This is a genomic window from Pseudomonas sp. p106 (genome assembly GCF_003936645.1).
Lineage (GTDB): Bacteria > Pseudomonadota > Gammaproteobacteria > Pseudomonadales > Pseudomonadaceae > Aquipseudomonas > Aquipseudomonas putida_E.
The window spans coordinates 313,618-340,342 of record NZ_RHQR01000002.1; the positions used below are offsets into that span (position 1 = coordinate 313,618).

At 61.2% G+C, this 26,725-nt stretch carries 29 protein-coding genes, 1 tRNA gene and 1 riboswitch; of the genes, 8 read left to right on the forward strand and 22 right to left on the reverse strand.

All coding sequences use genetic code 11. The features are described 5' to 3' along the window. Window positions 1-88: 88 nt before the first annotated feature. A riboswitch (cobalamin riboswitch) is annotated at window positions 89-287 on the reverse strand. Window positions 288-315: 28 nt separating this feature from the next. From EGJ09_RS04000 to ribBA, 6 genes are all read right to left on the reverse strand, one after another. Next, window positions 316-1,482 (reverse strand): DUF1624 domain-containing protein, encoded by a 1,167-nt coding sequence (locus EGJ09_RS04000; RefSeq protein ID WP_125923278.1) that lies wholly within the window; start codon window positions 1,480-1,482, stop codon window positions 316-318. A 426-nt stretch (window positions 1,483-1,908) separates the two neighbouring features. Next, the gene (locus EGJ09_RS04005) at window positions 1,909-3,057 is read right to left on the reverse strand and encodes an ABC transporter ATP-binding protein (RefSeq protein ID WP_125923279.1); all 1,149 of its coding nucleotides are present in this window, start codon (window positions 3,055-3,057) and stop codon (window positions 1,909-1,911) included. Between the two features lie 19 nt (window positions 3,058-3,076). After that, complete coding sequence (locus EGJ09_RS04010) at window positions 3,077-3,886, reverse strand: ABC transporter permease (protein ID WP_046787199.1); 810 nt, start codon at window positions 3,884-3,886, stop codon at window positions 3,077-3,079. Between the two features lie 6 nt (window positions 3,887-3,892). Next, window positions 3,893-4,810, reverse strand: coding sequence for an ABC transporter permease (locus tag EGJ09_RS04015; RefSeq protein WP_046787198.1), 918 nt, complete (start codon window positions 4,808-4,810; stop codon window positions 3,893-3,895). Continuing rightward, on the reverse strand, window positions 4,807-5,832 hold the full coding sequence (locus tag EGJ09_RS04020; protein ID WP_046787197.1) for a polyamine ABC transporter substrate-binding protein: 1,026 nt from the start codon (window positions 5,830-5,832) through the stop codon (window positions 4,807-4,809). The genes EGJ09_RS04015 and EGJ09_RS04020 overlap by 4 nt, the downstream gene beginning before the upstream one ends. Window positions 5,833-6,121: 289 nt before the next feature. Then, on the reverse strand, window positions 6,122-7,237 hold the full coding sequence (gene ribBA, locus EGJ09_RS04025; protein ID WP_125923280.1) for a bifunctional 3,4-dihydroxy-2-butanone-4-phosphate synthase/GTP cyclohydrolase II: 1,116 nt from the start codon (window positions 7,235-7,237) through the stop codon (window positions 6,122-6,124). A gap of 78 nt (window positions 7,238-7,315) precedes the next feature. On the opposite strand from ribBA, the gene EGJ09_RS04030 reads away from it, so the two are divergent. Then, window positions 7,316-7,609 carry a DUF1330 domain-containing protein gene (locus tag EGJ09_RS04030; RefSeq protein WP_125923281.1) on the forward strand — a complete coding sequence of 98 codons (294 nt, stop codon included), beginning with the start codon at window positions 7,316-7,318 and terminating at the stop codon, window positions 7,607-7,609. A gap of 100 nt (window positions 7,610-7,709) precedes the next feature. After that, on the forward strand, window positions 7,710-8,456 hold the full coding sequence (locus EGJ09_RS04035) for an SDR family oxidoreductase (protein ID WP_119688675.1): 747 nt from the start codon (window positions 7,710-7,712) through the stop codon (window positions 8,454-8,456). A gap of 10 nt (window positions 8,457-8,466) precedes the next feature. Here the strand turns inward: EGJ09_RS04035 and EGJ09_RS04040 are convergent, their stop codons facing one another. From EGJ09_RS04040 to EGJ09_RS04050, 3 genes are all read right to left on the reverse strand, one after another. Then, window positions 8,467-10,542 (reverse strand): PAS domain-containing sensor histidine kinase, encoded by a 2,076-nt coding sequence (locus tag EGJ09_RS04040; protein WP_125923282.1) that lies wholly within the window; start codon window positions 10,540-10,542, stop codon window positions 8,467-8,469. 101 nt (window positions 10,543-10,643) lie between these two features. Next, window positions 10,644-12,053 carry a GntR family transcriptional regulator MpaR gene (gene mapR / locus EGJ09_RS04045; protein WP_125923283.1) on the reverse strand — a complete coding sequence of 470 codons (1,410 nt, stop codon included), beginning with the start codon at window positions 12,051-12,053 and terminating at the stop codon, window positions 10,644-10,646. Between the two features lie 123 nt (window positions 12,054-12,176). Beyond that, window positions 12,177-12,416 carry a DUF3203 family protein gene (locus EGJ09_RS04050; protein WP_046787191.1) on the reverse strand — a complete coding sequence of 80 codons (240 nt, stop codon included), beginning with the start codon at window positions 12,414-12,416 and terminating at the stop codon, window positions 12,177-12,179. Window positions 12,417-12,608: 192 nt separating this feature from the next. Here EGJ09_RS04050 and EGJ09_RS04055 point away from each other — a divergent pair, with 192 nt between their 5' ends. Next, on the forward strand, window positions 12,609-13,127 hold the full coding sequence (locus tag EGJ09_RS04055; RefSeq protein WP_125923284.1) for an MgtC/SapB family protein: 519 nt from the start codon (window positions 12,609-12,611) through the stop codon (window positions 13,125-13,127). A 531-nt stretch (window positions 13,128-13,658) separates the two neighbouring features. On the opposite strand, the gene EGJ09_RS04060 is transcribed toward EGJ09_RS04055, so the two are convergent. The 3 genes from EGJ09_RS04060 to EGJ09_RS04070 form a co-directional block, all read right to left on the reverse strand. Next, window positions 13,659-14,558, reverse strand: coding sequence for a hydroxymethylglutaryl-CoA lyase (locus EGJ09_RS04060; protein WP_039602089.1), 900 nt, complete (start codon window positions 14,556-14,558; stop codon window positions 13,659-13,661). Window positions 14,559-14,578: 20 nt separating this feature from the next. After that, complete coding sequence (locus tag EGJ09_RS04065) at window positions 14,579-14,977, reverse strand: MerR family DNA-binding transcriptional regulator (protein WP_046787188.1); 399 nt, start codon at window positions 14,975-14,977, stop codon at window positions 14,579-14,581. A 110-nt stretch (window positions 14,978-15,087) separates the two neighbouring features. Next, a complete protein-coding gene (locus EGJ09_RS04070; protein WP_125923285.1) occupies window positions 15,088-15,966 on the reverse strand; it encodes a helix-turn-helix domain-containing protein in 879 nt (292 codons plus the stop codon). Window positions 15,967-16,096: 130 nt separating this feature from the next. On the opposite strand from EGJ09_RS04070, the gene pobA reads away from it, so the two are divergent. Then, complete coding sequence (gene pobA, locus EGJ09_RS04075; protein WP_125923286.1) at window positions 16,097-17,284, forward strand: 4-hydroxybenzoate 3-monooxygenase; 1,188 nt, start codon at window positions 16,097-16,099, stop codon at window positions 17,282-17,284. Window positions 17,285-17,419: 135 nt separating this feature from the next. On the opposite strand, the gene EGJ09_RS04080 is transcribed toward pobA, so the two are convergent. Next, complete coding sequence (locus tag EGJ09_RS04080; protein ID WP_039604431.1) at window positions 17,420-17,602, reverse strand: hypothetical protein; 183 nt, start codon at window positions 17,600-17,602, stop codon at window positions 17,420-17,422. Window positions 17,603-17,757: 155 nt separating this feature from the next. Here EGJ09_RS04080 and EGJ09_RS04085 point away from each other — a divergent pair, with 155 nt between their 5' ends. Next, a complete protein-coding gene (locus tag EGJ09_RS04085) occupies window positions 17,758-18,501 on the forward strand; it encodes a peptidase C39 family protein (protein WP_125923287.1) in 744 nt (247 codons plus the stop codon). 60 nt (window positions 18,502-18,561) lie between these two features. Here the strand turns inward: EGJ09_RS04085 and EGJ09_RS04090 are convergent, their stop codons facing one another. Then, window positions 18,562-19,845: an FAD-binding oxidoreductase gene (locus EGJ09_RS04090; RefSeq protein ID WP_012313845.1), complete on the reverse strand. Its 1,284-nt coding sequence runs from the start codon at window positions 19,843-19,845 to the stop codon at window positions 18,562-18,564. A gap of 201 nt (window positions 19,846-20,046) precedes the next feature. On the opposite strand from EGJ09_RS04090, the gene EGJ09_RS04095 reads away from it, so the two are divergent. Beyond that, window positions 20,047-20,123: transfer RNA gene (locus EGJ09_RS04095), tRNA-Val, on the forward strand. Window positions 20,124-20,254: 131 nt separating this feature from the next. On the opposite strand, the gene EGJ09_RS04100 is transcribed toward EGJ09_RS04095, so the two are convergent. From EGJ09_RS04100 to EGJ09_RS04130, 8 genes are all read right to left on the reverse strand, one after another. Next, window positions 20,255-21,391, reverse strand: a complete 1,137-nt coding sequence (locus EGJ09_RS04100) for a tyrosine-type recombinase/integrase (RefSeq protein WP_125923288.1) — start codon at window positions 21,389-21,391, stop codon at window positions 20,255-20,257. 1 nt (window position 21,392) lies between these two features. Further along, window positions 21,393-21,623: a hypothetical protein gene (locus EGJ09_RS04105; protein ID WP_125923289.1), complete on the reverse strand. Its 231-nt coding sequence runs from the start codon at window positions 21,621-21,623 to the stop codon at window positions 21,393-21,395. Between the two features lie 9 nt (window positions 21,624-21,632). Further along, window positions 21,633-22,424, reverse strand: coding sequence for a hypothetical protein (locus tag EGJ09_RS04110; protein ID WP_125923290.1), 792 nt, complete (start codon window positions 22,422-22,424; stop codon window positions 21,633-21,635). Further along, complete coding sequence (locus EGJ09_RS26525; RefSeq protein WP_177433144.1) at window positions 22,421-22,564, reverse strand: hypothetical protein; 144 nt, start codon at window positions 22,562-22,564, stop codon at window positions 22,421-22,423. Before EGJ09_RS26525 ends, EGJ09_RS04110 begins: the two co-directional genes overlap by 4 nt. Further along, window positions 22,561-22,956: a carbon storage regulator gene (locus tag EGJ09_RS04115; protein WP_125923291.1), complete on the reverse strand. Its 396-nt coding sequence runs from the start codon at window positions 22,954-22,956 to the stop codon at window positions 22,561-22,563. The genes EGJ09_RS26525 and EGJ09_RS04115 overlap by 4 nt, the downstream gene beginning before the upstream one ends. Window positions 22,957-23,076: 120 nt before the next feature. Next, window positions 23,077-23,865 (reverse strand): Bro-N domain-containing protein, encoded by a 789-nt coding sequence (locus tag EGJ09_RS04120; RefSeq protein WP_125923292.1) that lies wholly within the window; start codon window positions 23,863-23,865, stop codon window positions 23,077-23,079. 122 nt (window positions 23,866-23,987) lie between these two features. Then, the gene (locus EGJ09_RS04125) at window positions 23,988-24,377 is read right to left on the reverse strand and encodes a LuxR C-terminal-related transcriptional regulator (protein WP_256658406.1); all 390 of its coding nucleotides are present in this window, start codon (window positions 24,375-24,377) and stop codon (window positions 23,988-23,990) included. Window positions 24,378-24,537: 160 nt separating this feature from the next. Beyond that, window positions 24,538-25,317, reverse strand: coding sequence for a helix-turn-helix transcriptional regulator (locus EGJ09_RS04130; protein WP_125923293.1), 780 nt, complete (start codon window positions 25,315-25,317; stop codon window positions 24,538-24,540). 87 nt (window positions 25,318-25,404) lie between these two features. Between EGJ09_RS04130 and EGJ09_RS04135 the strand changes: the two genes are divergently transcribed. Continuing rightward, entirely contained in the window at window positions 25,405-25,707 is a 303-nt protein-coding gene (locus EGJ09_RS04135) for a Cro/CI family transcriptional regulator (RefSeq protein ID WP_125923294.1), read from the forward strand. Then, window positions 25,704-26,309, forward strand: coding sequence for a KilA-N domain-containing protein (locus EGJ09_RS04140; protein WP_218567545.1), 606 nt, complete (start codon window positions 25,704-25,706; stop codon window positions 26,307-26,309). The genes EGJ09_RS04135 and EGJ09_RS04140 overlap by 4 nt, the downstream gene beginning before the upstream one ends. Window positions 26,310-26,725: the final 416 nt, after the last annotated feature.

The following is a 26,725-nucleotide window of genomic DNA, read 5'->3' on the forward strand; positions in this document are numbered from 1 at the left end:
AGTTCACGGAAGGAACGCACGGACAGGCATCGCCGCGCCCCTGCAGGCGACAGGGGCAACTCTGATGGCCAATCCCGGACACCCCGCCGGTTGGTGAATGTAAGCCGGCAGGTCTCCTGACTGGTGCGTCATCACCCGGCTCCGGCCTTCCCGGATCGGCTGATCCAGTGGCATCGATGGAGCGGGCTCGGCACCTACAGTTGCGGGGGCAGTTCCGTTTGGCGCGCCTGGGCGGCCTGGGATTCCCTATTATTTCCGTGGTGGAAACCGGCGGCCCGCATGGTAGACCATCAGGCAGCCGGTGAAAACGCTAAATCAGAAGTACTTGAGCCAGGTGATGTCGCGTCTGCGCGCCTTGAGCCTGGCGAACCAGCGCACCGGCAGGTACAGCGCCATGGCCAGCAGCACTGCACCCAGCCACACAGCGCCAATGCCGTCAAAACCGAAGTAGTCGCCGTGATTGCGGCCGAACAGGGCGACGCTGGCCAGGTACATCAGTTTCAACACGTACAGGTGCAGCAGATAGAAGAACATCGGTGCCGCGCCAAACACCGCCAGGGCACCGATCCAGCGGGCTTGCCCTGCGCGCTCAAAGGCGCGCAGCAACAGCAGGCCGCAGCCCAGGGTCAGGGCCAGGAACAACAACGAAGGCGGGTATTTGGTGATGTTGAAGAAACTCATCACGGTCTGGGTAAGCGTCGGGTAGCCGCTCCACGGCGCTTCGCCGTAGCCATTGAGCATGCGCAGCGCCATGAAGCCGAGCAGGGCGATGACCCCTGCCAGCAGCAGGCGGTACTGACGCTGGCCGGCATCGCTGCCACGGGCGAACCAAGGGCCCAGGCCATAGCCCAAGGCAATGACGCCGATCCACGGCAGTACCGGGTAGGAGGTGCGCAGGCGCAGGCTTTCAGAGAGCTCCAGCCAGCCACGGTCATGCAGGATCGCCCACGGCACATGCATCGCCGACTCAGCGCCAAAGTGCAAGCTGTCGAGCAGGTTGTGCCCGGCGATGATCACTGCGCCCAGCACAACCAGCGCCGGGCGCGGCAGCCATACCAGCAGCGACAGGGCGATCATGCTGACGCCGATTGCCCAGATCACCTGCAGGTAGATGACACTGGGCGGCAGCTGGAAGGTCCAGGCGAAGTTCACCAGGGTGAACTCCAGCACTACCAGGAACAGGCCGCGCTTGAACAGGAACGCCGAGACATCGCTGCGGCCCTGATACTTCTCGCCGTAGAGCCACGCTGACAGGCCAGTGAGCAGTACGAACACTGGTGCACACAGGTGGGCCAGGGTGCGGCTGAAGAACAGGGACGGGTCGGTGGCGTCGATGCTCATCGGGTCGCTGACTTGGCGGTGCAGGAAAAATGTCTCGCGGACGTGGTCGAGCAGCATGAACAGGATCACCAGGCCGCGCAGGGCATCGATGCTCTGCAGGCGCTGAGTGAGCAGGGTTGGGGTGGCGGCGGCACTTGTCATGGAGGGGTCGCAGGCAGGAATGGATGTCAAATGAAACGTTATCTTATAACTATTTCATTTGTGCCGGGTAGTGGTTTTTGCAGTGGCGGTTCAACCGTCATCGCCGGCATGCCAGCGCCCACTGGGTTTGCGCTGAGCTCGAGAGCAGCGGGGGGCCTGTGGGGGCCGGGTTGCCGGCGATGAGGCCGATACAGTCAGCTCAAATCTGAAGCTGTAAGCCACCGTCGCCAAGTGCGACTGCGGCACGCAGTCGCCTCCAGGTACAAACACCACGGGCTTGAGAGGGCAGCGCCGGACTTGTCGTGACCCCCCCCCCCCGCCCCGGCACCCGTTTCACCCCGCGCGCGGCGGCGCAGGACGCCTGAAACTGGCGCGCGTATGACTATTGGGCGGGATGCGCGTCAACCATTTACCTGCAGCTGATGCTCAGTGCGCGCCGGCCGACTTGCTCAGGTCGCTTTGCGCCCATTCGGTGTAGATGCAGGCATCTGCAACCGCCCAGCGGACCTTCACGGTGTCTCCGGGCTGCATGGACATACCCGCAGCCGACAGTGCTTTCACGGTCAGTTCAGTACCGCCCGGGGTCATTACATGGCAGGTCTGGCTTTCGCCGAGGAACAGCACTTCGCCAACCTTGGCAAGCACTTCGTTCCAGCCCGCTGGCAACGGCTCGCGTGCAGCCTGGTCGGTGGTCAGTGCCAGGGCCTTTTCCGGGCGTACCATGATCAGCGCATCCTGGCCCGCCGCCAGGCCAGGCGTCAGGCGGATCGCTACTGGCTGGCCTTCGAAACTGCCGGCACCGTTGCTGCTGGCCGTGATGCGCAGGAAGTTGGAGTTGCCCAGGAACGAGGCGACAAAGGCGTTGGGCGGGTTCTGGTAGAGGTCATAGCCGGTGCCCAGGCCGACGATCTTGCCGTGGCTGAAGATGGCGATGCGCTGGGACAGGCGCATGGCTTCTTCCTGGTCGTGGGTGACGTAGACGATGGTGATGCCCAGCCGGCGGTGCAGCTGGCGCAGTTCATCCTGCAGGTCTTCGCGCAGTTTCTTGTCCAGCGCGCCGAGTGGCTCGTCCATCAGCAGGATGCGTGGTTCGTACACCAGGGCGCGGGCAATCGCCACACGCTGTTGCTGGCCGCCCGACATCTGCGAGGGTTTGCGATGGGCGAACGCCTCCAGTTGTACCAGCTTGAGCATGGCGTCGACCCGCTTCTTGGTTTCCGCCGCGCCGAGCTTGCGGATGGCCAAGGGGAAGGCGATGTTGTCACGCACATTCAGGTGCGGGAACAGCGAGTAACGCTGGAACACCATGCCGATGTCGCGCTTGTGCGGTGGCACATTCACCAGCGACTGCCCCTCGACCAGAATCTCGCCGCTGCTGGGCGTCTCGAACCCGGCCAGCATCGACAGGGTGGTGGACTTGCCCGAGCCGCTGGAGCCGAGGAAGGTGAGAAACTCGCCGTCCTGGATTTCCAGGTCGAGGTTATCAACGGCGGTGAAGTCACCGTAATGCTTGTTCAGGCCGCGCAGGCTGACCAGGGTCTTGTTGTGCGCGTTGTCTTTGATCACTGCACTCATTGTTGTTTTCTCCGGGCGCTCAGGCGTTCGTTTCGGTGCGCCGGCGCAAGGCGGCGGCAATGACCATGACCATCAGCGACAGGCCGATCAGCAGCGTCGAGGCGACGGCGATCACCGGGCTCAGGTCCTGGCGCAGGGTGGTCCACATCTTCACGGGCAAGGTTTGCAGGTCGGGGCTGGCCATCATCACGCTCAGTACCACCTCGTCCCACGAAACCAGGAAGGCAAACAGGCCGCCGGCGATCATCCCCGGGCGAATGGCCGGGAAGGTCACCTTGAAGATCGCTTGCAGGCGTGAGGCGCCGCAGATCACCGCGGCATCCTCGATCGACTGGTCGAACAGCTTGAGCGAGTTGATGATCGAAATGATGGTGAAGGGCAGGGCGACGATCACGTGGCTGACCACGAAGGCGAACAGCGTGCCGGTATAGCCGAGCTTCAGAAACAGCGCATACACCGCCACGGCAATGATCACCAGCGGCACGATCATCGGCATGGTGAACAGCCCGTAGAGCATTTCGCGGCCGGGGAAGCGGCCACGCACCAGGGCGAATGCAGTAGGCAGGCCCAGCAGCACGGCGGCGATGGTGGTCAGCACGGCGACCTTGAAGCTGGCCAGGGCGGCGTCCATCCACTCCGGGTTGGCGAAGAACTGCGCATACCACTTGAAGGTCCAGCCTGGTGGCGGGAAGACCAGCCACTGCGATGAGCCGAACGACAGCAGGATGATGAACACTACCGGCAGCAGCAGGAAGGCCGCAATCACGCCGGTGGTCAGGTACAGGCCCGTGCGCAGCGGGCGCCCCATGGCATTGGGAGACAGAAGCATGGCGGTTTACCTCGCGTTGCCGACCGGTGATTCCGGTTGCAGCTTCAGGTACAGGTAGAAGAGCACCAGGGTGATGACCACCAGCAGTGCGGCGGCAGCGCTGGCCAGGCCCCAGTTAAGGAACGATTGCACCTGCTGGATGATGAATTCGGGCAGCATCATGTTTTGCGCGCCACCAAGCAGGGCCGGGGTGACGTAGTAGCCCAGCGACATGACGAACACCATCAGCGCACCGGAGAACAGCCCCGAGCGGCACAGTGGCAGGAACACCTTCCAGAAGTTGGTCCAGGGGCTTGCGCCGCAGATGGAGCCGGCCTGCAGGACCATCGGGTCGATGGCGTGCATGGTCGCCTGCAGCGGCAGCACGATGAACGGGATCATGATGTAGCTCATGCCGATCACCACGCCGGTCAGGTTGTGCACCATTTCCAGCGGGGCATCGATGATGCCCAGCGCCATCAACGCCTTGTTGATCACCCCCGAACCCTGCAGCAGCACCAGCCACGAATAGGTACGCGCCAGCAGGCTGGTCCACATCGACAACAGCACGATGTTCAGCAACCAGCGGCCCCAGCCGTTGGGCACCAGGGTGATTGCCCAGGCCAGCGGGAAGCCCAGCAACACGCTGATCAGGGTGACGACGCCGGCCACCGAAAAGGTGTTGAACAGTACCCGCGCATACGCCGAGTTGGCGAACAGCTGCTCGTAGTTGCCCAGCCCCGGCACCGGCTCCAACACGCCGCGCAGCAACAGGCCGATCAGCGGGGCGAAGAAGAACAGGCCAAGGAACAGCAGGGCGGGCAACAGGTTGCGGCTGCCTTTCCAGCGCTGGCCGAGGCTCACGCGGCGCGGGGCCGTCCCCGGAGCGCCGGTGCCCGTGGGGGCACCTTGCGCGTTTTGCAGGGCATTGATGGCGACTTTCATTTCACCAACCACTCATTCCAGCGCGCGGCGATGGCCTGGCCGTTCTTGGCCCAGTAGGCGAAGTCCAGGGTGACCTGGTCCTGGGCGTAGGCGGTCGGCAGGTTCTGCGCGAGGTCTTTGTCGAGTTTGGCCACGCTGTCCAGGTTCACCGGCGCGTAGGCGGTCTTGTTGGCGAACTCGGCCTGGCCTTCGGCGCTGCTGGCCTGGGCCAGGAACTTCATGGCCGCGTCCTTGTTCTTGGCGCCCTTGGGGATGACCAGGAAGTCGGCCATGACCAGGTTCTGCTTCCAGCTCACGCCCACCGGCGCTCCATCTTGCTGCAGGGCGTAGACGCGGCCGTTCCAGAACTGGCCGAGCGAGGCTTCACCGGAGGCCAGCAGCTGCTGCGACTGGGCACCACCGCCCCACCAGACGATGTCTTTCTTGATGGTGTCGAGTTTCTTGAAGGCGCGGTCCAGGTCCAGCGGGTAGAGCTTGTCGGCTGGCACGCCGTCGGCCAGCAGGGCCAGTTCCAGTACGCCGGGGCTCGGCCACTTGTACAGGGCGCGTTTGCCGGGGTAGGTCTTGGTGTCGAACAGCGCGGTCCAGTCCACCGGCTTGTTGGCGCCGAGCTTGCCTTCGTTGTAGCCGAGCACGAACGAGAAGAAGAACGAACCGACGCCATGGTCGGAGACGAAGCGTGGGTCGATCTTGTCGCGCGCGATGGTGTTGAAATCGAGGGGTTCGAGCAGGCCTTCGCTGGCGGCCCGCAGGGCAAAGTCGGCTTCCACGTCGACCACGTCCCACTGCACGTTGCCGCTCTCGACCATGGCCTTGAGCTTGCCGTAGTCGGTCGGGCCGTCCTGCACCACTTTGATGTTGGTCGATTTGCTGAAAGGTACGGCCCATGCTTCTTTCTGGGCGTCCTGGGTGGTACCGCCCCAGCTGACGAAGTTGAGGCTGTCGGCGGCCTGGGTGGCCTGACATGCCAGGGTCAGCAGGCTGGCGGACAGCACTGCGGTTACACGTTTGCTCAACAGCATGGTTACGCCCTCGTTGCTTTTTGTTATTCGAGGCGGGCTGGTAGTGCGCCCGCCAACAGTATTCGGGGAGCAGCTAAAACAATGTGTCGGTTGCCGTTTGGTGATTGTAGGTGGCGGCCTGTGATTTCAAGGTCTACGGGATATCATATTATGGTATTCCAAAATTTTGGCAAGAGCGGGAGGCTACCGGCCATCACTCTTTCTCGCCTCGAAGCTGCAAGCCTCAAGCTGCGAGCTTCAAGTCAAAGCAGATCGCGTTGCGCCGCAGATCCGCTTCAACTTGCAGCTTTCAGCCCTGGGGCTCGAAAGGTATGCTCTGCACCACTTCCAGCTCATACCCCGCCAAGCCCGCATACTTGAGCGGTGGGCCCAGGTGGCACAGCTTGCCAACGCCCAGGTCCTGGAGAATCTGCGCGCCGGTGCCGACTTCCGAGTACACCTTCGATTGCCCACGCTGGTAGGGGCGCAACGGCTGGGTCAGTTGCGGTATGCGCTCAAGCAGCGCCTGCGACGATTCATGGTTGGCCAGGATCACCACCACCCCGGCACCTTCCTCAGCGACCTTCTGCAGCGCAGCCCACAAGGTCCAGTTGGCCGGCCCGGCATATTCGGCACCGACCAGGTCGCGCAGCGGGTCGATTACGTGCACGCGCACCAGGGTCGGCTGTTCGCGGTGGATATCGCCCATCACCATGGCCATGTGCACACCGCCTTCGATACGGTCTTCATAGGTCACCAGGCGGAAGGTGCCGTGCACGGTCGGCAGTTCGCGTTCACCGATGCGCTTGATGGTCTGCTCGGTGCTCAGGCGGTAATGGATCAGGTCGGCGATGGTGCCGATCTTGATGCCGTGCCGGGCGGCGAACACTTCCAGGTCCGGTCGACGGGCCATGGTGCCGTCGTCGTTGAGCACCTCCACGATCACCGACGCCGGGGCAAAACCGGCCAGGCGTGCCAGGTCGCAACCCGCTTCGGTATGGCCGGCGCGGTTCAGCACACCGCCTTCGCGGGCGCGTAGCGGGAAGATGTGGCCGGGCTGCACCAGATCCTCCGGGCGGGCATCGGCGGCCATGGCTGCAGCCACGGTGCGTGCCCGGTCGGCCGCAGAAATACCCGTGGTAACCCCCGTAGCGGCCTCGATCGATACGGTGAAGGCGGTGCTGAACGCACTGCCGTTGGCCGGTACCATCTGCTCAAGCCCCAAGCGCTGACAATGCTCGTCGGTCAGTGTCAGGCAGATCAGGCCCCGCGCTTCGCGGGCCATGAAGTTGATGGCCTGAGCGTCGCAGCGCTCGGCGGCGATCAGCAGGTCGCCTTCGTTCTCCCGATCCTCGTCGTCAACCAGCAGTACCATCTTGCCTTGGCGGTAGTCCTCGAGGAGTTCTTCGATCGTGTTGAAAGCCATGCTGCACGCTCACTGTGAATGGGTGATTATTATGGTATACCATCATACACAAATAGTTTTGCAACAGGAGAGTAGCGGATGAAAGCGTATTGGATTGCCCACGTGGACGTGACCGACCCCGAGCAGTATCAGCAGTACACCCAACGTGCGCCCGCCGCCTTTGCCGCATTCGGCGGGCGGTTCCTCGCCCGGGGCGGGCGCAGCGAGGCGCTGGAAGGGCGGCCAACCCCCCAGCGCAGTGTGGTGATCGAGTTCCAGACCTACGAGCAGGCGCTGGCCTGCTATCGATCCGAGTTGTATCAGCAAGCGTGCAGCCATCGCCAAGGGGTGGCCAAGGCAGAGGTGATCATCGTGGAAGGGTTCGAGCCCTGAGCGCGGGCTGATATCGGCTGACCTGTTGTGCTGGGTCATTCCCAGCGGCTGGCTTTTCCCCTATTGTCGACGCTATCTTTCCAAGCGATTTGGCAGGGCCATGGAGAAAGTCATTGTCATCACCGGCGCCAGCCGTGGCATCGGCGCCGCCACCGCCATGCAGGCCGCCCGCGAGGGTTACCGCATCTGCATCAACTACCACGCCGATGACCAGGCCGCGCAAGGCATTCTTGCCCAGGTGCGCGCACTCGGCGCCCAGGCCATCTGTGTGCGTGCAGACGCCAGTGTCGAGGACGAGGTGATCCAGCTGTTCCATCGCGTCGATGAAGAGCTAGGCCCCGTCACCGCACTGGTGAACAACGCCGGCACCATCGGCCAGCAAAGCCGTGTCGAAGGCATGTCGGAGTTTCGCCTGCTCAAGGTGATGAAAACCAATGTGGTCGGGCCGATGCTTTGCGCCAAGCACGCATTGCTGCGCATGGCCCGCCGCCACGGCGGCCAAGGCGGGGCCATCGTCAATGTGTCATCGGTCGCTGCGCGCCTGGGCTCACCCAACGAATACGTCGACTACGCCGCCTCCAAAGGTGCCCTCGATACCTTCACCATCGGCTTGGCCAAGGAGGTGGCAGGTGAGGGGGTGCGGGTCAATGGCGTGCGCCCAGGCTACATTCATACCGCCTTCCACGCCCTGTCCGGTGACCCCGACCGTGTCGCCAAGCTCGAGCCTGGCTTGCCCATGGGGCGCGGCGGCCGCCCGGAAGAAGTGGCCGAGGCGATTCTCTGGCTGCTGTCGGACAAGGCGTCTTATTCCACTGGCAGTTTTCTCGACCTGGGCGGCGGGCGCTGAGCGCCACCGCTCATGGCTGCCTGGCCGCCAGCAGTTGATGGACGCACTCGGCCAGCGCATCCAGCTCGAACGGTTTTCCCAGTACATGGCTGCCTTGCAGCAACTGATCGTCTCCCAGCGCCACACTGTTGTCATAGCCGGTGATGAACAGCAGTTCAAGGCCGGGATACTGTTGCCGGTAGCGCTCAGCCACCTGGCGACCGTTGGGGCCGTCGGGCAGGCCGATGTCGCTTAACAGCAGGTCCGGCCGCTCGCTGCGTTGCAAGTGTGCCAGGGCGGCAGCGCCAGTCTCGAAGGCTTCGACCTGATAACCCTGTTCTTCCAGCACCTCGCGGATCACCAAGCGCAGGGCTAGCTGGTCTTCCACCAGCACGATGCGCTGCCCGCCCGCACGGTGCCTATCCAGTGAGCCGGTCTTGGAGGGCAGGGCCTGCTGCACGGGCTGTGCGTGATGGCGCGGCAGGTACAGTTCAACGCGTGTGCCCTTGCCGGGTTGAGAAAGCAAGCGTAACTGCCCGCCAGACTGGCGCACGAAACCGTAGGTCATCGACAACCCAAGGCCGGTGCCCCGGCCGATGGGTTTAGTGGAGAAGAACGGGTCGAAGGCGCGTGCAACCACTTCCTCGCTCATACCGCAGCCGTTGTCGACAACGCTGAGGCGCACGTAGTCGCCGCAGGGCAACCCCAAAGGGCGTGCCTGATCGCTGTCGAGCGCCACATTGTCGCCATGAATGCTGATGACACCACCGTCAGGCAGCGCGTCGCGGGCATTGATGCACAGGTTGAGCAATGCGCTTTCCAATTGTGGCGGGTCGATAAAGGTTGGCCAGAGTTCAGGCGCGAACCGGCTGTGCAGGGAAATGGAAGGGCCGATCGTTCGGCGCACCAGCTCTTGCATGTCGCCCAGCAGCGCCGCCACCTCGGTGGAACGTGGTTGCAGGGTTTGCTGGCGCGAAAATGCCAGCAGTCGGTGCACCAGCGACGAGGCGCGTTTGGCCGTACTGTTGGACAGTTCGAGTAAGTTTTCCAGCCCGGTATAGCGCTGTTGTCGCAGGCGCAGCTGGATCAGTTCCTGGGTATTGAGGATGCTGCCCAGCAAGTTGTTGAAGTCATGTGCGATGCCGCCGCTAAGCTGCCCGACGGCCTCCATTTTTTGCGCCTGACGCAGTGCCTGCTCTGCGTTGGCAAGGCGTTGCTGCTGCTGTACCCGCTCGCTGATGTCGTAGGCGAACAGGTAAGCACCCACCGGGGTACCTGCAGCATCGCGCAGGGCATTGAAGCGCAGTTCATAATGGCGCTGGTCCGGCGGCTGGCCGAATGCACCGGTTGCGGTGAACTGCTCGCCCTGCAGTGCCCGTCGCCACAAGGGCAGGATCGCATCCCGGTCCGCGGCATTGTCACCCATCAGGGGGGGCATGCAGGCGCCGACTACCGGTGTCTGACCATACAGGAACCGGAAGTCCTCCCTGGCCTTGCGATTGACGGCCAGCCAGTGCATGCCGCTATCGAGCACATGCACGTTGGCTGCGCTCTGGTCGATAAGCTCTGCGAACAGGCTGCGCTGTGCCAGGGCTTCGCTGACCCTTTGCTCCAGGTGCGCATTGAGCTGCTCGAGGGCCTGCTCGGTCTTGCGTCGCTCGGTGAAATCCTTGAACAGAACCGCAACCTGCCGGCGCTGCGCCGGCTCGACGCGAAAGCTGCTCACTGACAAAACGCGGCCGCTGGCTCGCAATTCCTGCTCGAATTGCAGGGGGGTGCCGGTATGCAGCACTGGACCGTAGCGGGCAACCCAGGCGTCGGCTTCATCAGGCAATATGTCGCGCATTTTCTGGCCGGTCACGTCAGCGATGCCGGCATGCCTGGCATAGGCCGGGTTGACGAGCACATGCACGTAATCACTCAGCGGGCCATGCGGGCCGTCAATGAATTCGATGATGCAGAAGCCTTCATCCATGCTCTCGAACAGAAAGCGGTAGACATCGAGGCCCAGATGCGGGTGTTGCTGCAGTTCGGCTTCAAGCTGCGCGTTACGGCGGCGCAGGGTTGCGATTTCCTCGCGCAGGGCGAGCATCTCGTTCAGAGGCATTGGCGACGTCCGGCAGCGGTGCGTGGCCAGACTTTAACGCGACGGCTCTGGTACGCCTAGCCGCCATCTCGCCAGATTGCGCACGAGTGGGCAGTTTGCCGTCAGAATGAGCGGATGATGCGGCCCAGGGTTTCCATTGCCCGTTCGGCGGTGTCGCCCCAAGGGGTGCCGTAGTTCAGGCGGATGCAGTTGCCAAAGCGGCGGGTGGGCGAAAATATAGGCCCCGGAGCGATGCTGATGCCTTGGGCCAAGGCCATGTGGAACAGCTTCAGTGCATCTATCCGTTCGGGCAGTTCCAGCCACAGAAAGTAGCCGCCAGAAGGCTGGCTGACTCGCGTCTGCGGCGGAAAATACCGCGAGATGGCGGCGAGCATGTTGGCTTGCTGGCCCTCCAGGGCATAGCGCAGTTTGCGCAAGTGGCGGTCATAGCCGCCGTGTTCCAGGTAGTCGGCAATGGCGGCCTGGGCCGGCATCGAGGCGCACAGCGAGGTCATCAGCTTGAGCCGTTCGATCTTCTGGGCAAAGCGCCCGGCGGCTACCCAGCCAATGCGGTAACCGGGCGCCAGGCTCTTGGCGAACGAGCCGCAGTGCATCACCAGGCCTTGAGTGTCGAAGGCCTTGGCGGGCTTGGGCGCCTGCTGCGAGTAATACAGCTCGGCGTAGACGTCGTCCTCGATCAGCGGCACCTGATGGCGTTGCAGCAACGCCACCAATGCCTGTTTCTTCGCCTCGGGCATGCTCGCGCCCACCGGGTTCTGGAAGTTGGTCATGCACCACACGGCTTTGACCGGGTGCTTCTCCAAGGTCTGGGCGAGCGCGGCCAGGTCCATGCCCTCGCGTGGCTGCACGGGTATCTCCACCGCCTTGAGCTTGAGCCGTTCCAGCACCTGGAGGCAGGCGTAGAAGGCCGGTGCTTCGACCGCCACCAGGTCACCCGGCTCGGTGACCGCCTGCAGGCACAGGTTCAGTGCTTCCAGCGCGCCGTAGGTGATCAGCAATTCCTCCATGGGCAGCATCAGCCCGCCGACCATGTAGCGCAGGGCGATCTGCCGGCGCAGTTGCGGGTTGCCCGGTGACAGGTCGGTGACCACCATGCGCGGGTCCATGGCCCGGCTGGCGCTGGCCAGCGAGCGCGACAGGCGCTGCAGCGGGAACAGTTCCGGGCTGGGGAATGCCGACCCGAACGGCACGGTATTCGGGTCCTTGATCGACTCGAGTATCGAGAACACCAAGGCGCTGACATCCACGTCAGTCGATTCGCTCAACGGCTCCAGTGGCTGTGGCTCGCTGAACTGACGCGGTGCATGGGCAGTGACGAAATAGCCTGAACGCGGCCGTGCGCGGATCAGCCCGCGGCGTTCGAGCAGGTAGTAAGCCTGGAACACGGTCGACGGGCTGACCCCGTGCGTCTGACTGGCGTAGCGCACCGAAGGCACGCGCTGGCCGGGGCCGAGCACGCCGGAGCGGATCAGTTCGGCAATGTCATCGGCAAATCGTTCGTAGCGTTTCATGAGGGCTCGGCAAGCAGGGTGAACAGGCAATTCACCCACACTATGGCCCCGAAGCGGTTTTCAGTACAGGCTCAGGCCATGCACCAAAAACCGGATCAGTTGCCAGGCAGTGCTTCTGCCGCGCTAGATTACCGAGCCAGGAACGCTCGCCTTCAAATGCTTTCGGCTGTCCACGGCACCGGCGACGGTCAGCGCGTCGGCTTCGGCTTCGGTGATCGGGACACGCTGGCCTGCGAGCAGTGCCACAGACATGTGCAACTGCTCATCTGTAACGATCTCGATGTCCGGGCCATCGCCTTCGATGCGCAGGTCTTCGCCTATGAGGGTGCAGCGGCGGGTGCTTTCTTCGATTTCGACGGGCATGGGGTGGTCCTCCGGGTTGCGGTTACAGGTGTGACCGCGACCGGTAGCAGGTTGCTGCATCAAGCTGCTGCACGGCACTTTATCGGGTGTACACGGGTCAACCCACAAAGGCGCCCCTGCCGGCCTTTTCGCCTGCATTGCTCGTGAATGGAAGGTAGGGGCAGCACACAGCTTGCGTCTGAGTAACGACCCATGGACCTCATCTGGCAAACCATTCAAGCAGAATTCGCCGACATCACCGAAGTGCGCGACGTCACCCGTATCATCCTGCGCCTTTTGATGGCAGCCATTCTGGGTGCCATTCTGGGCTTCGAGCGTGAGCACAAAGGCAAGTCCGCTGGTGTGCGTACACATATGCTGGTGTCGATGGGCGCTGCATTATTCGTGCTGGCGCCAAGCATGGCCGGTGCCGACGAGCAGGCCATGAGCCGGGTAATCCAGGGCATCGTCGCCGGTATCGGTTTCCTCGGTGCCGGCACCATCCTCAAAGGTAATGGTCGCGATACCAGCCACGTCAAAGGCTTGACCACGGCCGCCGGCCTGTGGATGACGGCGGCAATCGGTACCGCTGCAGGCATGGGGCGTGAGGCGACGGCGCTGATCAGCACAGTGCTTGCGCTGTTGGTGCTGGCCACGATGCCGATAGTGGTGGAGAAGGTCGAGGGGCAGGACGAGCAGAAACAGCAGGAGGAGGAGGGCAGGAAGCACTGAGGGGAGCCGAAGCTCCCCTCAAAGCGTTGTTGCCTGCTCTTTTCTTATTATTGAGGCCGGCCTTTTGTTGTTTTTGTAGGCCTGCCTTGGTGTTGCGGGTGACCCCCAACCGGGGTCAAGAGCAAACGTATTTTTTTGAGCGCTGACCTGCTTTCATCCTGGGGATCCGATGCTGACTGCCGCTACCTTGAGGTAGTTTTATTGTTCTGTGCCAGACCGCGGGGCGAACCCCTGAAAAGCGTGTCTACTCCAAAAAAATCTGCTTGCTGCGCCTCTGCCGTGTTGTTCTTGTTATGTCAGAGCCGTTACATGTTGTTTTTATTGGGTATCGCATTTTTTGTTGTTGTTGTACCAAAGATATAGCAGGTGCCGTGCCAACTTTTTAAAACCCTTGAAAATCAATGGTTTGGCCTGATTCGCATGATTTGGGTGCCGTGAAATTCTGTCGAATTGTTTCCCTGTTACCCGATTTTTTGCTGACGGCTGTGGGGGCGGTAACACTCACCCACACATACGTGACAACCGTGTGAATCACTGTGCGCTGCGTGCCCGCGCCACACGAGAGCCGTTGGCCCGGCCCAGCACCTTGCTGATCCGCTGCCCGGCGGCGATCAAGCGGTCCAGGTCGATGCCGGTTTCAATCCCAAGCCCTTGCAGCAGGTACACCACATCCTCGCTGGCGATATTGCCCGTTGCGCCCTTGGCATAGGGGCAACCCCCAAGGCCGGCCACCGAGCTGTCGAACACACTGATGCCTTCGAGCAGGCTGGCATACACGTTGGCCAGCGCCTGGCCGTAGGTATCGTGGAAGTGGCCGGCCAGTTGCTCGCGCGGCACGTGCGCCGAGACTACCTCGAACAGCCTGCGGGTATCGCCTGCGGTGCCAGTACCGATGGTGTCGCCCAGAGAGACTTCGTAGCAGCCCATGTCATGCAGGGCCTTGGCCACAGGGGCGACCTGTTCGGCACTGACCCTGCCTTCATACGGGCAGCCGAGCACGCAGGAAACGTAACCGCGCACCCGCACACCGTGGCTGCGCGCCGCCTGCATGATCGGCTCGAAACGCTGGAGGCTCTCACTGATCGAACAATTGATGTTGCGCTGGGAGAACGCTTCGGAGGCGGCGGCGAACACTGCCACTTCCTTCACCCCGGCCGCCAGGGCGTCTTCGAAACCCCGCAGGTTGGGCGCCAGGGCCGCATAGGTAACACCCGCGCGTTGCTCGATAGCGGCAAACACGTCGGCAGAGCCGGCCATCTGCGGCACCCATTTGGGCGAAACGAAACTGCCGACTTCAATGTAGGCCAGCCCGGCGTCGGTAAGGTCGTCGACCAGGCGCACCTTGTCCGCGACACTGATGGGCTGGGCTTCGTTCTGCAGGCCGTCGCGAGGGCCGACTTCGACCAGGCGGACTTTTTCGGGCAAAGGCATGGTGGGGTTCCTGTGGCGGGTCAGCGGTTGTCGTTATTGTTCAATGTTGCAGCCAGGGCCTGTTCGCAACGTTCCTGGGCGGTGTCCAGCTCCAGTTGCATCTGGTGAATATCGAGCATCTGTTGCTCAAGCTGGGCGCGGCGCTCGGCGATCTTTGCCAGCATGCTGTTGAGTTGCTTGAGGTTACCGCTGCTGGGGTCGTAGAGCTCGATCAGTTCACGGCATTCGGCCAGCGAGAAACCGATGCGCTTGCCACGCAGTATCAGCTTCAGGCTGACCTTGTCGCGTGCCGAATAGATGCGTTCCAGGCCACGGCGCTCGGGGCTGAGCAGGCCCTGTTCCTCATAGAAACGGATGGCGCGGGTGGTGATGTCCAGCTCGCGGGAGAGGTCGGAAATGCTGTAGGTCTGGCTGCTCATGCGTGGGCTCGGCGTGGAGTATGGCGGTATCCTGAATGCAGGTTGACGTATACGTCAAGCAGGGTGTTGCGGGTGTGTCGCTCTTTGCTGTCCAGTACAGGCATTGCCAATCAATCAGGCTGCACCGAGCGACGATAACCATTGGGTGTCTGCCCACTCAAGCGCTTGAAGAACCTTGCAAAGTAGGTCGGATCACTGAAGCCCAGGCTGTCCGACAACTGCCCGATGCTCATGCGTGTATAGATCAGGTTTCGCTGTGCCTCCAGCAGCAGCCGCTGGTGCACCAGTTGCAGTGCGCTCTGCCCGCTCAATGCCCGGCACAGCTGGTTGAGCTGCAGGCTCGGGATCTTCAGCCGCGCGGCAAAGTCCTCCACCGACAGGTGCTCACGGTAGTGCGCTTCGACCAGGCGCAGGTATTGCCCCAGCAACTGACGGTCACGTTCGTCGCGGTTGCGCGGCGCCTGGCCCAGTTGCTGGCGACGGCTGATCCACACCATCAGTGCGGTCACCAGGGCTTCGAGCAGGGGCGCGCGTGCCGGAGCATGGCCCTGGTATTCCTGCTGCAGCGTGTCGATCAGGCTGCGCAGATGCACACGGTCCTTGCCCAACGGGTAACAGGCAGGCTTGGCCAGCACCCCCAGCGGTGCACCCAGGCGTTGCTCGAGGTTGGCTACCAGCGCGGTGCCGAAGGTCAGCACATGCCCCTGGATATCGGCACTGAAGCGAAAACCGTGCACGGTCAGCGGTGGCACCACCTGGATTGCCGCTTCGCCAATGGCACTGCGCACGCCCTCGATCTCTACCTGAGCCTGGCCACGTTGCACATACAGCAACTGAAACAGTTCGGCGTGCTGGTGCGGTTTGATTTCCCAGTGGTGCAGGCGGCTGCGGGCCGGGATCGACTCGCAATGCAGCAGGTCCGTACCGGGCCATGCCTGGTTTTCGCCATACAGCTGAAACAGCGGGACGCCGGGGAGTGACGATTTCATGAGCGGCTGGCCTGTCCGTTAATCGAACGCTTTTTATAAAAGTGCAGGTTTTGCATCGGATAGCACAGCTATTGCGCCTGTGCTGCCCGTAAAAATGCAGCTAGAAATCTAATAACACGAGAGAACAACAATGAAAACTCAGGTTGCAATCATCGGTGCAGGTCCGTCTGGGCTTCTGCTTGGTCAACTGTTGTACAAGGCCGGGATCGACACGGTCATTCTTGAGCGTCAGACGCCTGACTATGTACTTGGCCGCATCCGTGCCGGCGTGCTCGAACAGGGTACCGTCGACCTGCTGCGTGAGGCAGGTGTTGCCGAGCGCATGGACCGCGAAGGGTTGGTGCACGAAGGTGTCGAGCTGCTTGTAAGTGGCCGCCGCCAACGTCTGGACCTCAAGGGCCTGACCGGAGGCAAGACGGTCATGGTCTATGGCCAGACCGAAGTGACTCGAGACCTGATGCAGGCGCGCGAAGCCAGCGGTGCACCGATCATCTATTCGGCCAGCAATGTCCGGCCCCACGAGCTCAAGGGCGAACGGCCGTACGTAACCTACGAGAAGGACGGCCAGACCCATCGCCTGGACTGCGACTACATCGCCGGCTGCGACGGCTTCCATGGTGTTTCCCGCCAGAGCATCCCCGAAGGTGTACTCAAACACTACGAATGTGTTTACCCGTTCGGCTGGCTAGGAATGCTGTCCGATACGCCGCCAGTGAACCACGAACTGATCTATGCCCATCACGAGCGTGGCTTTTCGCTGTGCAGTCAGCGTTCGCAGACACGCAGCCGCTACTACCTGCAAGTACCGCTGGATGAACGCCTGGAGGACTGGTCCGACGAGCGTTTCTGGACCGAACTCAAGGCCCGTTTGCCTGAAGACGTGGCAGCGCGCCTGGTCACCGGCCCGGCGCTGGAAAAGAGCATTGCTCCCTTGCGCAGCCTGGTGGTCGAACCCATGCAATATGGGCACCTGTTCCTGGTCGGTGACGCCGCACACATCGTCCCGCCCACCGGGGCCAAAGGCCTCAACCTGGCGGCTTCGGACGTGAATTATCTGTACCGCATCCTGGTCAAGGTCTACCGCGAAGGGCGCACCGACCTGCTGCAGCAGTACTCGCCCTTGGCGCTGCGCCGCGTGTGGAAAGGCGAGCGCTTCAGCTGGTTCATGACCCAGTTGCTGCATGACTTTGGTGAGCACAAGGATGCCTGGGAGCAGAAGATGCAGGAGGCGGACCGTGAGTATTTCCTGTCCTCACCTGCGGGGCTGGTGAACATTGCCGAGAACTATGTGGGGTTGCCGTTCGAGGAGGTGGTTTAGGGGCAGTGCATTTAGTAGAGCGCTTGCGATCAAAAAAGTGGCCTGCAGGTTAATACTGGTCAGTTAGCGTTAGCAGGGCTGCTATGCAGCCCAATCGCCGGCAAGCCGGCGATTGGGCCTCGGAAATTGCGAAGATCAATGCGCCTGCGCGTGACGGCGCACCCGATTGACCGGCTGCTGCTTGGCTGGAACCTGCGGTGGCAGGTGGTGATGGTGCTGTGCATGACGCCGCACGATGCGTAGTACACCCCAGAGCATGGCGGCAGCGACGCTAAGCCACATACCTACCAGCATGAGGATTGCCATGGTCAGGCTCATGTCTACCTCCTTCTCTTGGGCCAGCTTTCGGCTCACCCTCCAGATATTGCTTAGTCTAGCTCCCCCCGCGTGACGTTCCATCTATCGAAGGTCTATTGCTTGGTTCGTTTGGTTCCAAGCCCGCACCGGGCTATACCCACGTCGCCTGGCGCCCTATGATCGTGGGTCAAGGCCGGGCGTTGCCAGCCTGGCGCCAGAACAAGCGAGTGTCCATGGTGCAAATTTCCTTCAAGTCCCGGGTTTTCGAGCCACGCCGCCTGATGGTGGCCTGCCTGCTGGCCGCGAGCCTCTCAGGCTGTGCCAGCGCGCCACCGGCCGCCGTCAAGGGCGTTGCGCAGCGGGTCGAGATCAGCAGCGTGCCGTTCTACCGAGGCAACGCCAACCACAGTGGGGCCATGGCGCTGGCGGCGTTGCTCTCGCAGCAGGGCGCGCCGATCCCCCCAGGGCTGCTGGACAAGCCACTGAACCTGCCGCAGGGCGCCGAGTCGCTGGGCACCGGCATCCCGCGCGTGGCGCGCGATTACGGCAGGGTCGTATACCCGCTGGACAAACAGCTGGACGCCCTGTTGACCCAAGTCGCTGCAGGCAACCCGGTGCTGGTGCGTTTTCAGGAAGGTTCGGCGTGGTGGAGCGAGCCGCGCTATGCGGTGCTGATCGGTTTTGACCGTTACAAGCAGCGGGTGCTGCTGCGTTCAGGGATGCACCGGCGGCAGATGATGCCCTTCGATGATTTCACCTCGGCGTGGGCGCAAGAGGGGAGCTGGGCGATACTGGTACAGCCGCCACGGCAACTGCCGGCCCAGGTGGACCGGCAGCGCTGGCTGCAGGCTGCCGACGAGTTGGCCCGTGCGGGCCAGGAATTGGCGGCTAAGCAGGCCGTGGACAGCCTGGAAAGGTAAGCCACCCGCACTGGCCTGATCCCCGGCAAGCAGGCGATCAGGCCAGTGCTGGCAACATCATCAGAAGCCCAGACGGTCGCGCAAGCTGTAGTACCACGCACCCAGGGCGCTGAACGGTACGCGCAGCATCTGGCCACCCGGGAACGGGTAGTGCGGCAGGCCGGCGAACGCGTCGAAGCGCTCGGCCTGGCCGCGCAATGCCTCGGCCAGCACCTTGCCCGCCAGGTGGGTGTAGGTGACGCCGTGGCCCGAGCAACCCTGCGAGTAATAGATGTTGTCGCCGATACGGCCAACCTGTGGCAGACGCGACAGGGTCAGCAGGAAGTTGCCGGTCCAGGCGTAGTCGATCTTGACGTTCTTGAGCTGCGGGAAGGCCTTGAGCATCTTCGGGCGGATGATCGCTTCGATGTTGGCCGGGTCGCGTGCACCGTAAACCACACCACCGCCGAAGATCAGGCGCTTGTCGCTGGTCAGGCGGTAGTAGTCGAGCAGGTAGTTGCAGTCCTCGACGCAGTAGTCTTGCGGCAGCAGGGTGCGGGCCAGTTCCTCGCCCAATGGCTCGGTGGTGATCACTTGAGTCCCGCATGGCATCGATTTGGCCGCCAGTTCCGGCACCAGGTTGCCCAGGTAGGCGTTGCCGGCGACGATGATGAACTTGGCGCGCACCTTGCCCTGCGGGGTGTGCACAACCGGGTTGGCGCCACGCTCGATGCGGATGGCCGGGGTCTGCTCATAAATGATGCCGCCCAGCGACTCGACCGCGGCAGCTTCGCCCAGGGCCAGGTTCAGCGGGTGGATGTGGCCGCCGCTCATGTCCAGCATGCCGCCGATATAGCTGTCGCAGGCGACCACTTCACGGATGCGCTTCTGGTCCATCAGCTCCAGCTGATTGTGGCCGAAACGTTCCCACAGGCGCTTTTGCGATTCCAGGTGGCCCATCTGCTTGGAGGTCAGCGCAGCGAACACGCCGCCGTCCTTCAGGTCGCACTGGATGTTGTACTTGGCTACACGCTCACGGATGATGCGGCCGCCTTCGAAGGCCATGTGGCCCAGCAGCTGTGCCTGCTTGGGGCCGACTGTGCGTTCGATGACGTCGATGTCACGGCTGTAGCTGTTGACGATCTGGCCGCCGTTGCGGCCCGATGCGCCGAAGCCGACCTTGGCCGCTTCGACGATGCTCACCTTGAAGCCGTTTTCCAGCAGGAACAGGGCGCTGGACAGGCCGGTGTAGCCTGCACCGATGATGCACACATCGGTTTCCACCTCACCCTGCAGCGCCGGACGTGGCGGCACCGGGTTGGCCGAGGCGGCGTAGTAGGACTGGGGGTAGGGGGTATTGGCCATGCTCGAGAAACCTCGTGTTTTATATTTTTAACGAATGTACCGATGCTATCAATAATAATAAACACCCGCTAGTCGTCCGTTGAAAATCCTTTACTGCTCCTTGGCCGGCGCTTCTCTATAAAGAGGTTAAGATTCAGTAGGTTAGCTCGAAAAAAAGTGTTGACAGCGGTTTTGGATTGCGTAGAATGCGCACCACACGACAGGCACATAGCTCAGTTGGTTAGAGCACCACCTTGACATGGTGGGGGTCGTTGGTTCGAGTCCAATTGTGCCTACCAAACAAAAGTCCCGGTTTCCGGGCACTTAAAGGGCGATCCGAGAGGGTCGCCCTTTTTGCTTTTTCAAAACTTTTGCAAAATTTTTGCAAAACCACCCACCTCTATCTGGGCTTGGTGAGCTATACCGCTCGTCAGATGGCCAGGTCAGCCTTCACTTCGACGTACTGAATCCCCTTCGGTGCGTGCCCGTCTTGATACCGCTCCGTCATCTCTGCAGTGGCGTGCCCCATCAGCAACTGGACGTACTCGGTTGAAAATTTCTGCTGCTCGTACAGCCAGGCGCCCAGAGCCCGGATCTCGTGGAAAGTTGGGCGCTCTTCGAGGTCTAGGTGGTCGTAGGCCTTCGCAGCGTCCCTGGCCTTCCGGAAACTCTTGGATAGGTAATCCGGGGTAACCGCCGTCCAGTGCTCTTTCGCGTCGATCTGGTCCTGACGGCGCGCCTTCGGGCGATAGTGGATCAGGAAGGGTGAAATGATTGGGGACCGAAAGCACTCGTTCACCGTCTCGCGCAGTGCTTTGCCCATAGTGATCTGCAGATGGATCGGTGTGTCGTAGTTGTCGGTCTTGCCGGGGGATACCTTGATGGTGTTCTTGATCAGGTCAACTGCCGACTTCTTCCAGGTCACGATGTCTTCGCGGCGCTGCAGGCTTGTCAGGCCCAATCGAATGGCGCGCTTTAGCCACCCAGGAGTTGTATCGGCGTCGAGGATCTTCTGTACGCCCTCCAGAGTGTGGCGCTGGCGCTTCTTCTTGGCTTCCTTCTTCAGCAGGGTCATGTCGGCGGCGTTGCGCTCCACCATGCCCTTGGCGATAGCGAAGGTCAGCAGGCTGACCAGCAAGGCGCGATGCTTCGTATAGGCATTGTTGCTGAACTGGTCTAGGTACTCCGCTGCCGCCAACACGTCAAACTGCCCCACCAGCATGTGACCGATGTCCGTCCGATACCGCTTGAGCTTGTAGCCGATCTCGTCCAGAGACGAACGCGCATAGCCGCGCTCGGGCAGCCATTCGGCTTCGAAGCGATCAATCAGCGCGCCGATAGTGGGCAGACGGTCCCCGGTGATGGTCGCCAGCATCTCGCCGTTGTCGGTCATCAGGAACGCTAGCTTGGCGTTGGCGGCTTTGGCCAGACGCACCGCCTCGTCATAGGGCTTATTGATGCTGGTCATCTTCCCCGTGATCGGGTTCTTGTACCGCCAATACTTTCCGTTGGCGTACAGGTTGGGCGGAAGCGTCTTGTTCTTCGGGCTGCGCGGTCGTGGTGCCATTTCAAATATCCAGCATCTGAGCCAATAGCGGGTCGCTCGAGCCGATCACGGCGCACTGAAGGTCGACGAAGTACATGCCGCCACGGACTTCACCTGCCAGCTCTCCCTCGTCAATCCATTTCTTAAGCTGCTGCAAGCTCGGCTTTCCGCCGGCGTAGCGCAGTTTCCGATACTCGCCCACCTCCATGAGCCTGGGAAGGCTGGCGGTGATCTGAGCTATAACTTTAGCCATGACGGAGCCTCAATCGACACTGTGATTCGACGCTTGGCGGGGCAGGTTTCGGTTGTCACGCCGATCCGTCACGTCACTGGTGGCTAGCGCAGCCAGTTCAGCTACCAGCACCGCAGTGCGTCCGTAGAACTTCCCGGCGTCCTCGTTCACGAACCGTTCGAGCACGGTAGCCACGGCTTGCTGGTTGGCCAGGCCGCGCAAATCGGTTTTGGGAAAGACCGCATCGGTCGAAGGAGCGTGCACGAAGGCATCCTGGCTGATCAGCAGCGTGCGCACCGGTCGGATGCCTTTGCATTTGGTGGCCCAGTTGGTGGTCGGGACGCACCAAGGGAGCATGTGCAGGCACCAGGAACTGCCCGAGGCGTTCTGGGTGCTGGACCAGTATTCTGCCTTGGTAAAGGCCTGCGTTGGCCCGCCTTCACGTTGCATGGTCCAGTACCGGCCCCAGTCTTCCAGTTGCAGCAGGTTGGCCCGCATGACCTGCAGTTGCTCGATGCTAGGTAGGTGCCAGCCCCGCTGGCCACGGATGGTCATGCCCAGGACCTTGCGGGCGATCGCGCTGCCGGCTTCGGCCATGGCCAGGGTGTTGGCGTAACCGTCGTGGCGGCACTGGGCGCCCCTAACGGTGATCCTTGGGCCTGACTGGTCCTGCCACTGTGCCAGGCCATCAAACTCACGGCCGGAGTCGATGACTGCATGCTCCGCGCCAGCGAAGAACATACGACCGGCGTAGAAGCCGCCGCCGAGGGGCTGCCCAATAGCGGGGATGGAGGCGGGGTTGATCGCTCGGCGCTTGATCATGGCAGCCTCCGGAAATGGTCGGCCAGCACCCGGCGACCGTCCAGGCCGCACGCGGTGGACAGGTCGAGCACTTGGCCAAAGGTGGTTTGACGGTGCTGCAGGGCATCCCACAGCAGCAGGAGCATGCAGGCCTGAGTCATGGCTGCAGCTCCTGCGCCACCTGCTGCTCCAAGGCTTCCAGGCGCAGGGCGGTATCGATCTCCTGATCCAGCTCTTTGCCGGATAGCCAGTTATCGCCGCGCACCACCAGCAGGTCTTCGTCGGGATCTTCGATTCGCTCTCGGTCACGCAACCAGTGGTACCGGCGAGCATCGGCCACCAGCTTGACGTGGTCGTCGATGTTGAACCCCGGCGCATCCTGGGCGGTGCCTTCGGCAACCCGGCGGTGATGGATCTCCTCGCGGTCAACGATCACGCCACGCGGCGCCTCGATCCCCAGGCGGACCTGGCAGCCGTTAACCTGGGCCACGCTGACCCGGATGTTGCCGCCGATGATGACGGCCTTGCCGATGTTCCGGCTGAGCATAAGCATGTGAATCTCCTTATTTAAGGCGAGCGATTACCCGCCGAGTAACTTGGCTTTCGAGTGAAGTTGACTTATTTGCGCAATTAAGCCGGCCCCTGATTTCTCAGGAGTCAATCGCGGTTCTACTTATTTCTTGTTACGAAGTTCGAGATGCTCAATCAGTTGTTCAAACCTACTTTCGTAGATGTGAACCTGAACTTCTAGTTGATTAGAGGGGTTGGTAACATTTTTGCCGTACGCCAATCCTAAGTCAGTAAGGGCCCAAAACTCTTTGATGCCCTTGGTTTTGCTGGGGCGCTGCTTACGCTCAACCAATCCCGCCGTCTGCATCTGCAAGTAGACTTGGCGAGAGCTGGTGGTAAGTTCGGACTGCTTGATTAACGTAGAGAGTGCAGCGGTTGTGTGGCTGCTTACATCGCCATCCGGAGCATCAGTTGAATAGACAGGGAGCAAATCAGCCTGCCCGATTTTTGCCGCCAGTCGCTGATACATTGCCAGTGTTGCAGAAGGCGCCAAGTTCATAGTCCGAGTTATTGACTCGATCAGAATCGCGCCGTCATTGGCCGAGGGAAGTGCTGGCGCATTAGCGATGGTGTAGGTCCCAGTCCGGCGGATCGTCGGCAACACCTCATCAAACACCCAGGACTCGAACTCCTGGGCGGCCGGCAGGGTGCTGTTGACGATAAGTCGAAGGGTGTCCCCCTCGGAAAGCACGCGAGCTTCCTGGGTGCGGCCTAAGTTGTCGAGGATGGGGTAGCGTTTCGCGACCCCACGGCAATGACGACCCATGGCGTCGCTGGGGTTCGCATAACCCAGCAGGTCGCACACGTCCTTGCCCACAAACCATGGGGTGCCATTGTCTTCGGTTACGACACGGACGTTGGCCTTGCGGAAGTTGAAAATTGAAACGTTCACTAGGATGCCTCGCTTAGTGCGGGGGTGTTTACAAACCCTCGGTTCGGCCCGGCTTGGTCACCTGTGAGGTCACTTTAATCGAAGTGACAGCGCAGAAGGCAAGCCAGTGGAAAATTTTGTCGCTATGCCAGCGCAACCTGTTGCTCGACCCGCCGCGCCGCAGCGCGAAGCTCGACCCGGCGCTCGCCGCCGTTACCGCCACGGCGGACGCGAAGCATCTGCTCTTCCGACATTGCAGCTTGACCAACGAAAACGACGCACATGATGAGAGAGAGCTTCCTGGCTATACCTCGGCAAAAGAGCTCAGTTGGGACCGCTGAACGGCTACTCACTCCGAGCTTGAAGAAAATACGCTCGATCGACTTCTTCACGGTGGCAGGGGAGCAAGCAAGCTCCCGAGCGATCTCTTTGTTTGCCAGCCCGCAGCAGATCCCCAGGGCTGCTTTGAGCTCTTGTATAGCCAGTAACCCGACGTCACCTTGAAGACCTTTGAAGCTGATCACGTTGCTCATCGGGTGCGTCCATGTCTGTTGGGAATGCTTAAAATATAAGCAAACTGATAATTCTGCGCAAGCGTTTCCCTGGTTTTTTTATCAGCAAGCTGCTTTTTCAGCGAACCAAGGTCATAAAAAAGCCCGGAAAACCGGGCGTTATGCTTAGGGCGCTGCGAGGCTAAAAGAGGGTGACACCCCAGAAGACTCGACCGATGATTCTGATTTTTTTATCCTCGAGGTCCTCCGGTGAGTAGGTTTCATCAGGATACTCAGCGGTGTTGTAGCTTCGAATCCGGATGCCTCCCCCAGGAAGACGGTAGGCGGTCTTGACTCTGATTTGGCCGTCGTGGTCAATGGCGTAAATCTTACCGTCACGTATCAAGGTTTCGCGCATATCAACCAGCACAGAACTACCATCCTGCAGCACTGGCGACATTGAGTTTCCTGTCACCGCGATCGCCACGACATGCTTGGCGTCCACTGCATTTCGGCGTAGCACTTCGCCATTGACTTGGAGGGAGGCAGTAACACTGATCTCAAGCGTAGTCCGCCCAGGGCGCGCTGGATCGTCCATCTCGATCAAGTATGGGATCACTTCTGAAGCAGTGCTTTCAGAAGGGCTCAGTCTACTGGCCGCCTGCACTGCCTCCAGTCTCTCGCGTAGCGCTAAGTTGGCTTCGCTATCCTCGCGCGTCTCTCCATGGAAGATCTCGTCGAGAGTAGAGCGGATCAAGTTTGATCCGTCTTCAGGCTTGAGCATCTCCCCGTCGCCAAAGGCCAGCCACAGGCTATTCACCCCGCATGCCTGGGCTATCTGCATGATGTAGGTCGACCTCAGTGTCTTTCCTGATTCGAGTTGACTTACCGCGGTCTGGGCAATGCCCACGATCTCGGCCAGCTCTGATTGGGTCAGGCGCGCGTGCTTGCGGGCCGCTTTGATTCGCTGGGATAGGTTCATGCGTCAATCCTAGAAGGCTCCTTATGTGCTTGCAAAGAAGCTTGCTTCTGTCCATGATATAAATTGACTTATTAATGGCCTGGTATCATGGCGAACTCAATCAAGGCACTGATAAAGCATTTCGGCACACAAGCGCAAACCGCGAAAGCTATGGGCGTATCTCAGGCAACCGTGTCGTACTGGCTGTCCGGAGCGCTGAGTATCAGTGCTGAAAAAGCGCTTCTTGCTGAGACTGCTACGGAAGGAGCGGTCTCAGCTGCTTCTCTCTGCCGGCTGATTGCTCAGGTCGAAGCTCGCCATAAGGTAGGTCAATCATCCACCAAAACCTCCTCTGGGGCACCTGGTCCTGTTGGCTCTGTATGCCCATCCAGTGCCGGAGGTGCGCAGTGAACAACGTGATTCCCTTCACCTATCAAGGGCAGCCGGTGAGCTTCACGACGGATGGCTGGCTTCACGTCACCAAGATTGCCGAGCGCCTCGGCAAGCGTGTTGATCACTGGCTCGATAACGCTGAGACGCTTGAGTATTTCCGAGCTCTGGATGAGCACCTGACTGGCCGCGAGTCTGAGATTCTAGATACCCGGAATTCCGGGCATGTAAAAACCAGCATGGTTCGCATTGATCGCGGTGGAGGTACGTGGCTTAACCCGAAGCTGGCCGTCTTCTTCGCTCGCTGGCTGAGCGCCAAGTATGCGGTTTGGTGTGATGCACGTATCGAGGAGCTGTTGCACGGCGCGCCGGTCGCGATGGACCAATTCAACCGTGCGTGCAAACGGTTTGACGTTCGCGAGTCCAGCGCGAGCGCCGCCGGTCGCAAACTCAATAACTGGCGTCGAGACAAGCCAGCACTGATCGGCGAGATCGTGCGTGGGCGCAAGCTTCTGCAAATGCCCCTAGGCCTGGATGACCCGGATGCCAACGGAATCTGTAGGGAACGTCCACCCAAAACATTCCGCATGCGAAATGTTTTTAAGCCCAGTGGCCATTCTTGAAACCCGATTAACTTTCAAGGACGGCAGGAACTAAAAATAATTCGCAACGAGGAAGGCAAGACCGGGGATTTGGGGCAGTGCGTACTCACTATTAGGGAAAGAGACGATGGCCCTCCATAGGCCCTCAGTTAACTAGTACCGTTGTCTTACAGGCATAGTTTCAAGCTACTTGGAAGGCCCTAGTCAGCCCCTTCCAATCACGCATGGCACTGGATTCAATGGTCGTAATCAAAGCGCACGTTGCGCTTCAAGAGGATCGTGATATGCGCACGCAATCAATTATTCCGCCGACCCGCCCAGGGTAGGCCACGACCCTCTCAGGAGAGGGGGTTGCAGTTTTTGTGTTCCGTGGATGATGGGGGTTACCCAAATCCAGGGCACAAAAAACCCGGCTTCGCAGGCCGGGTTTCTCAAGC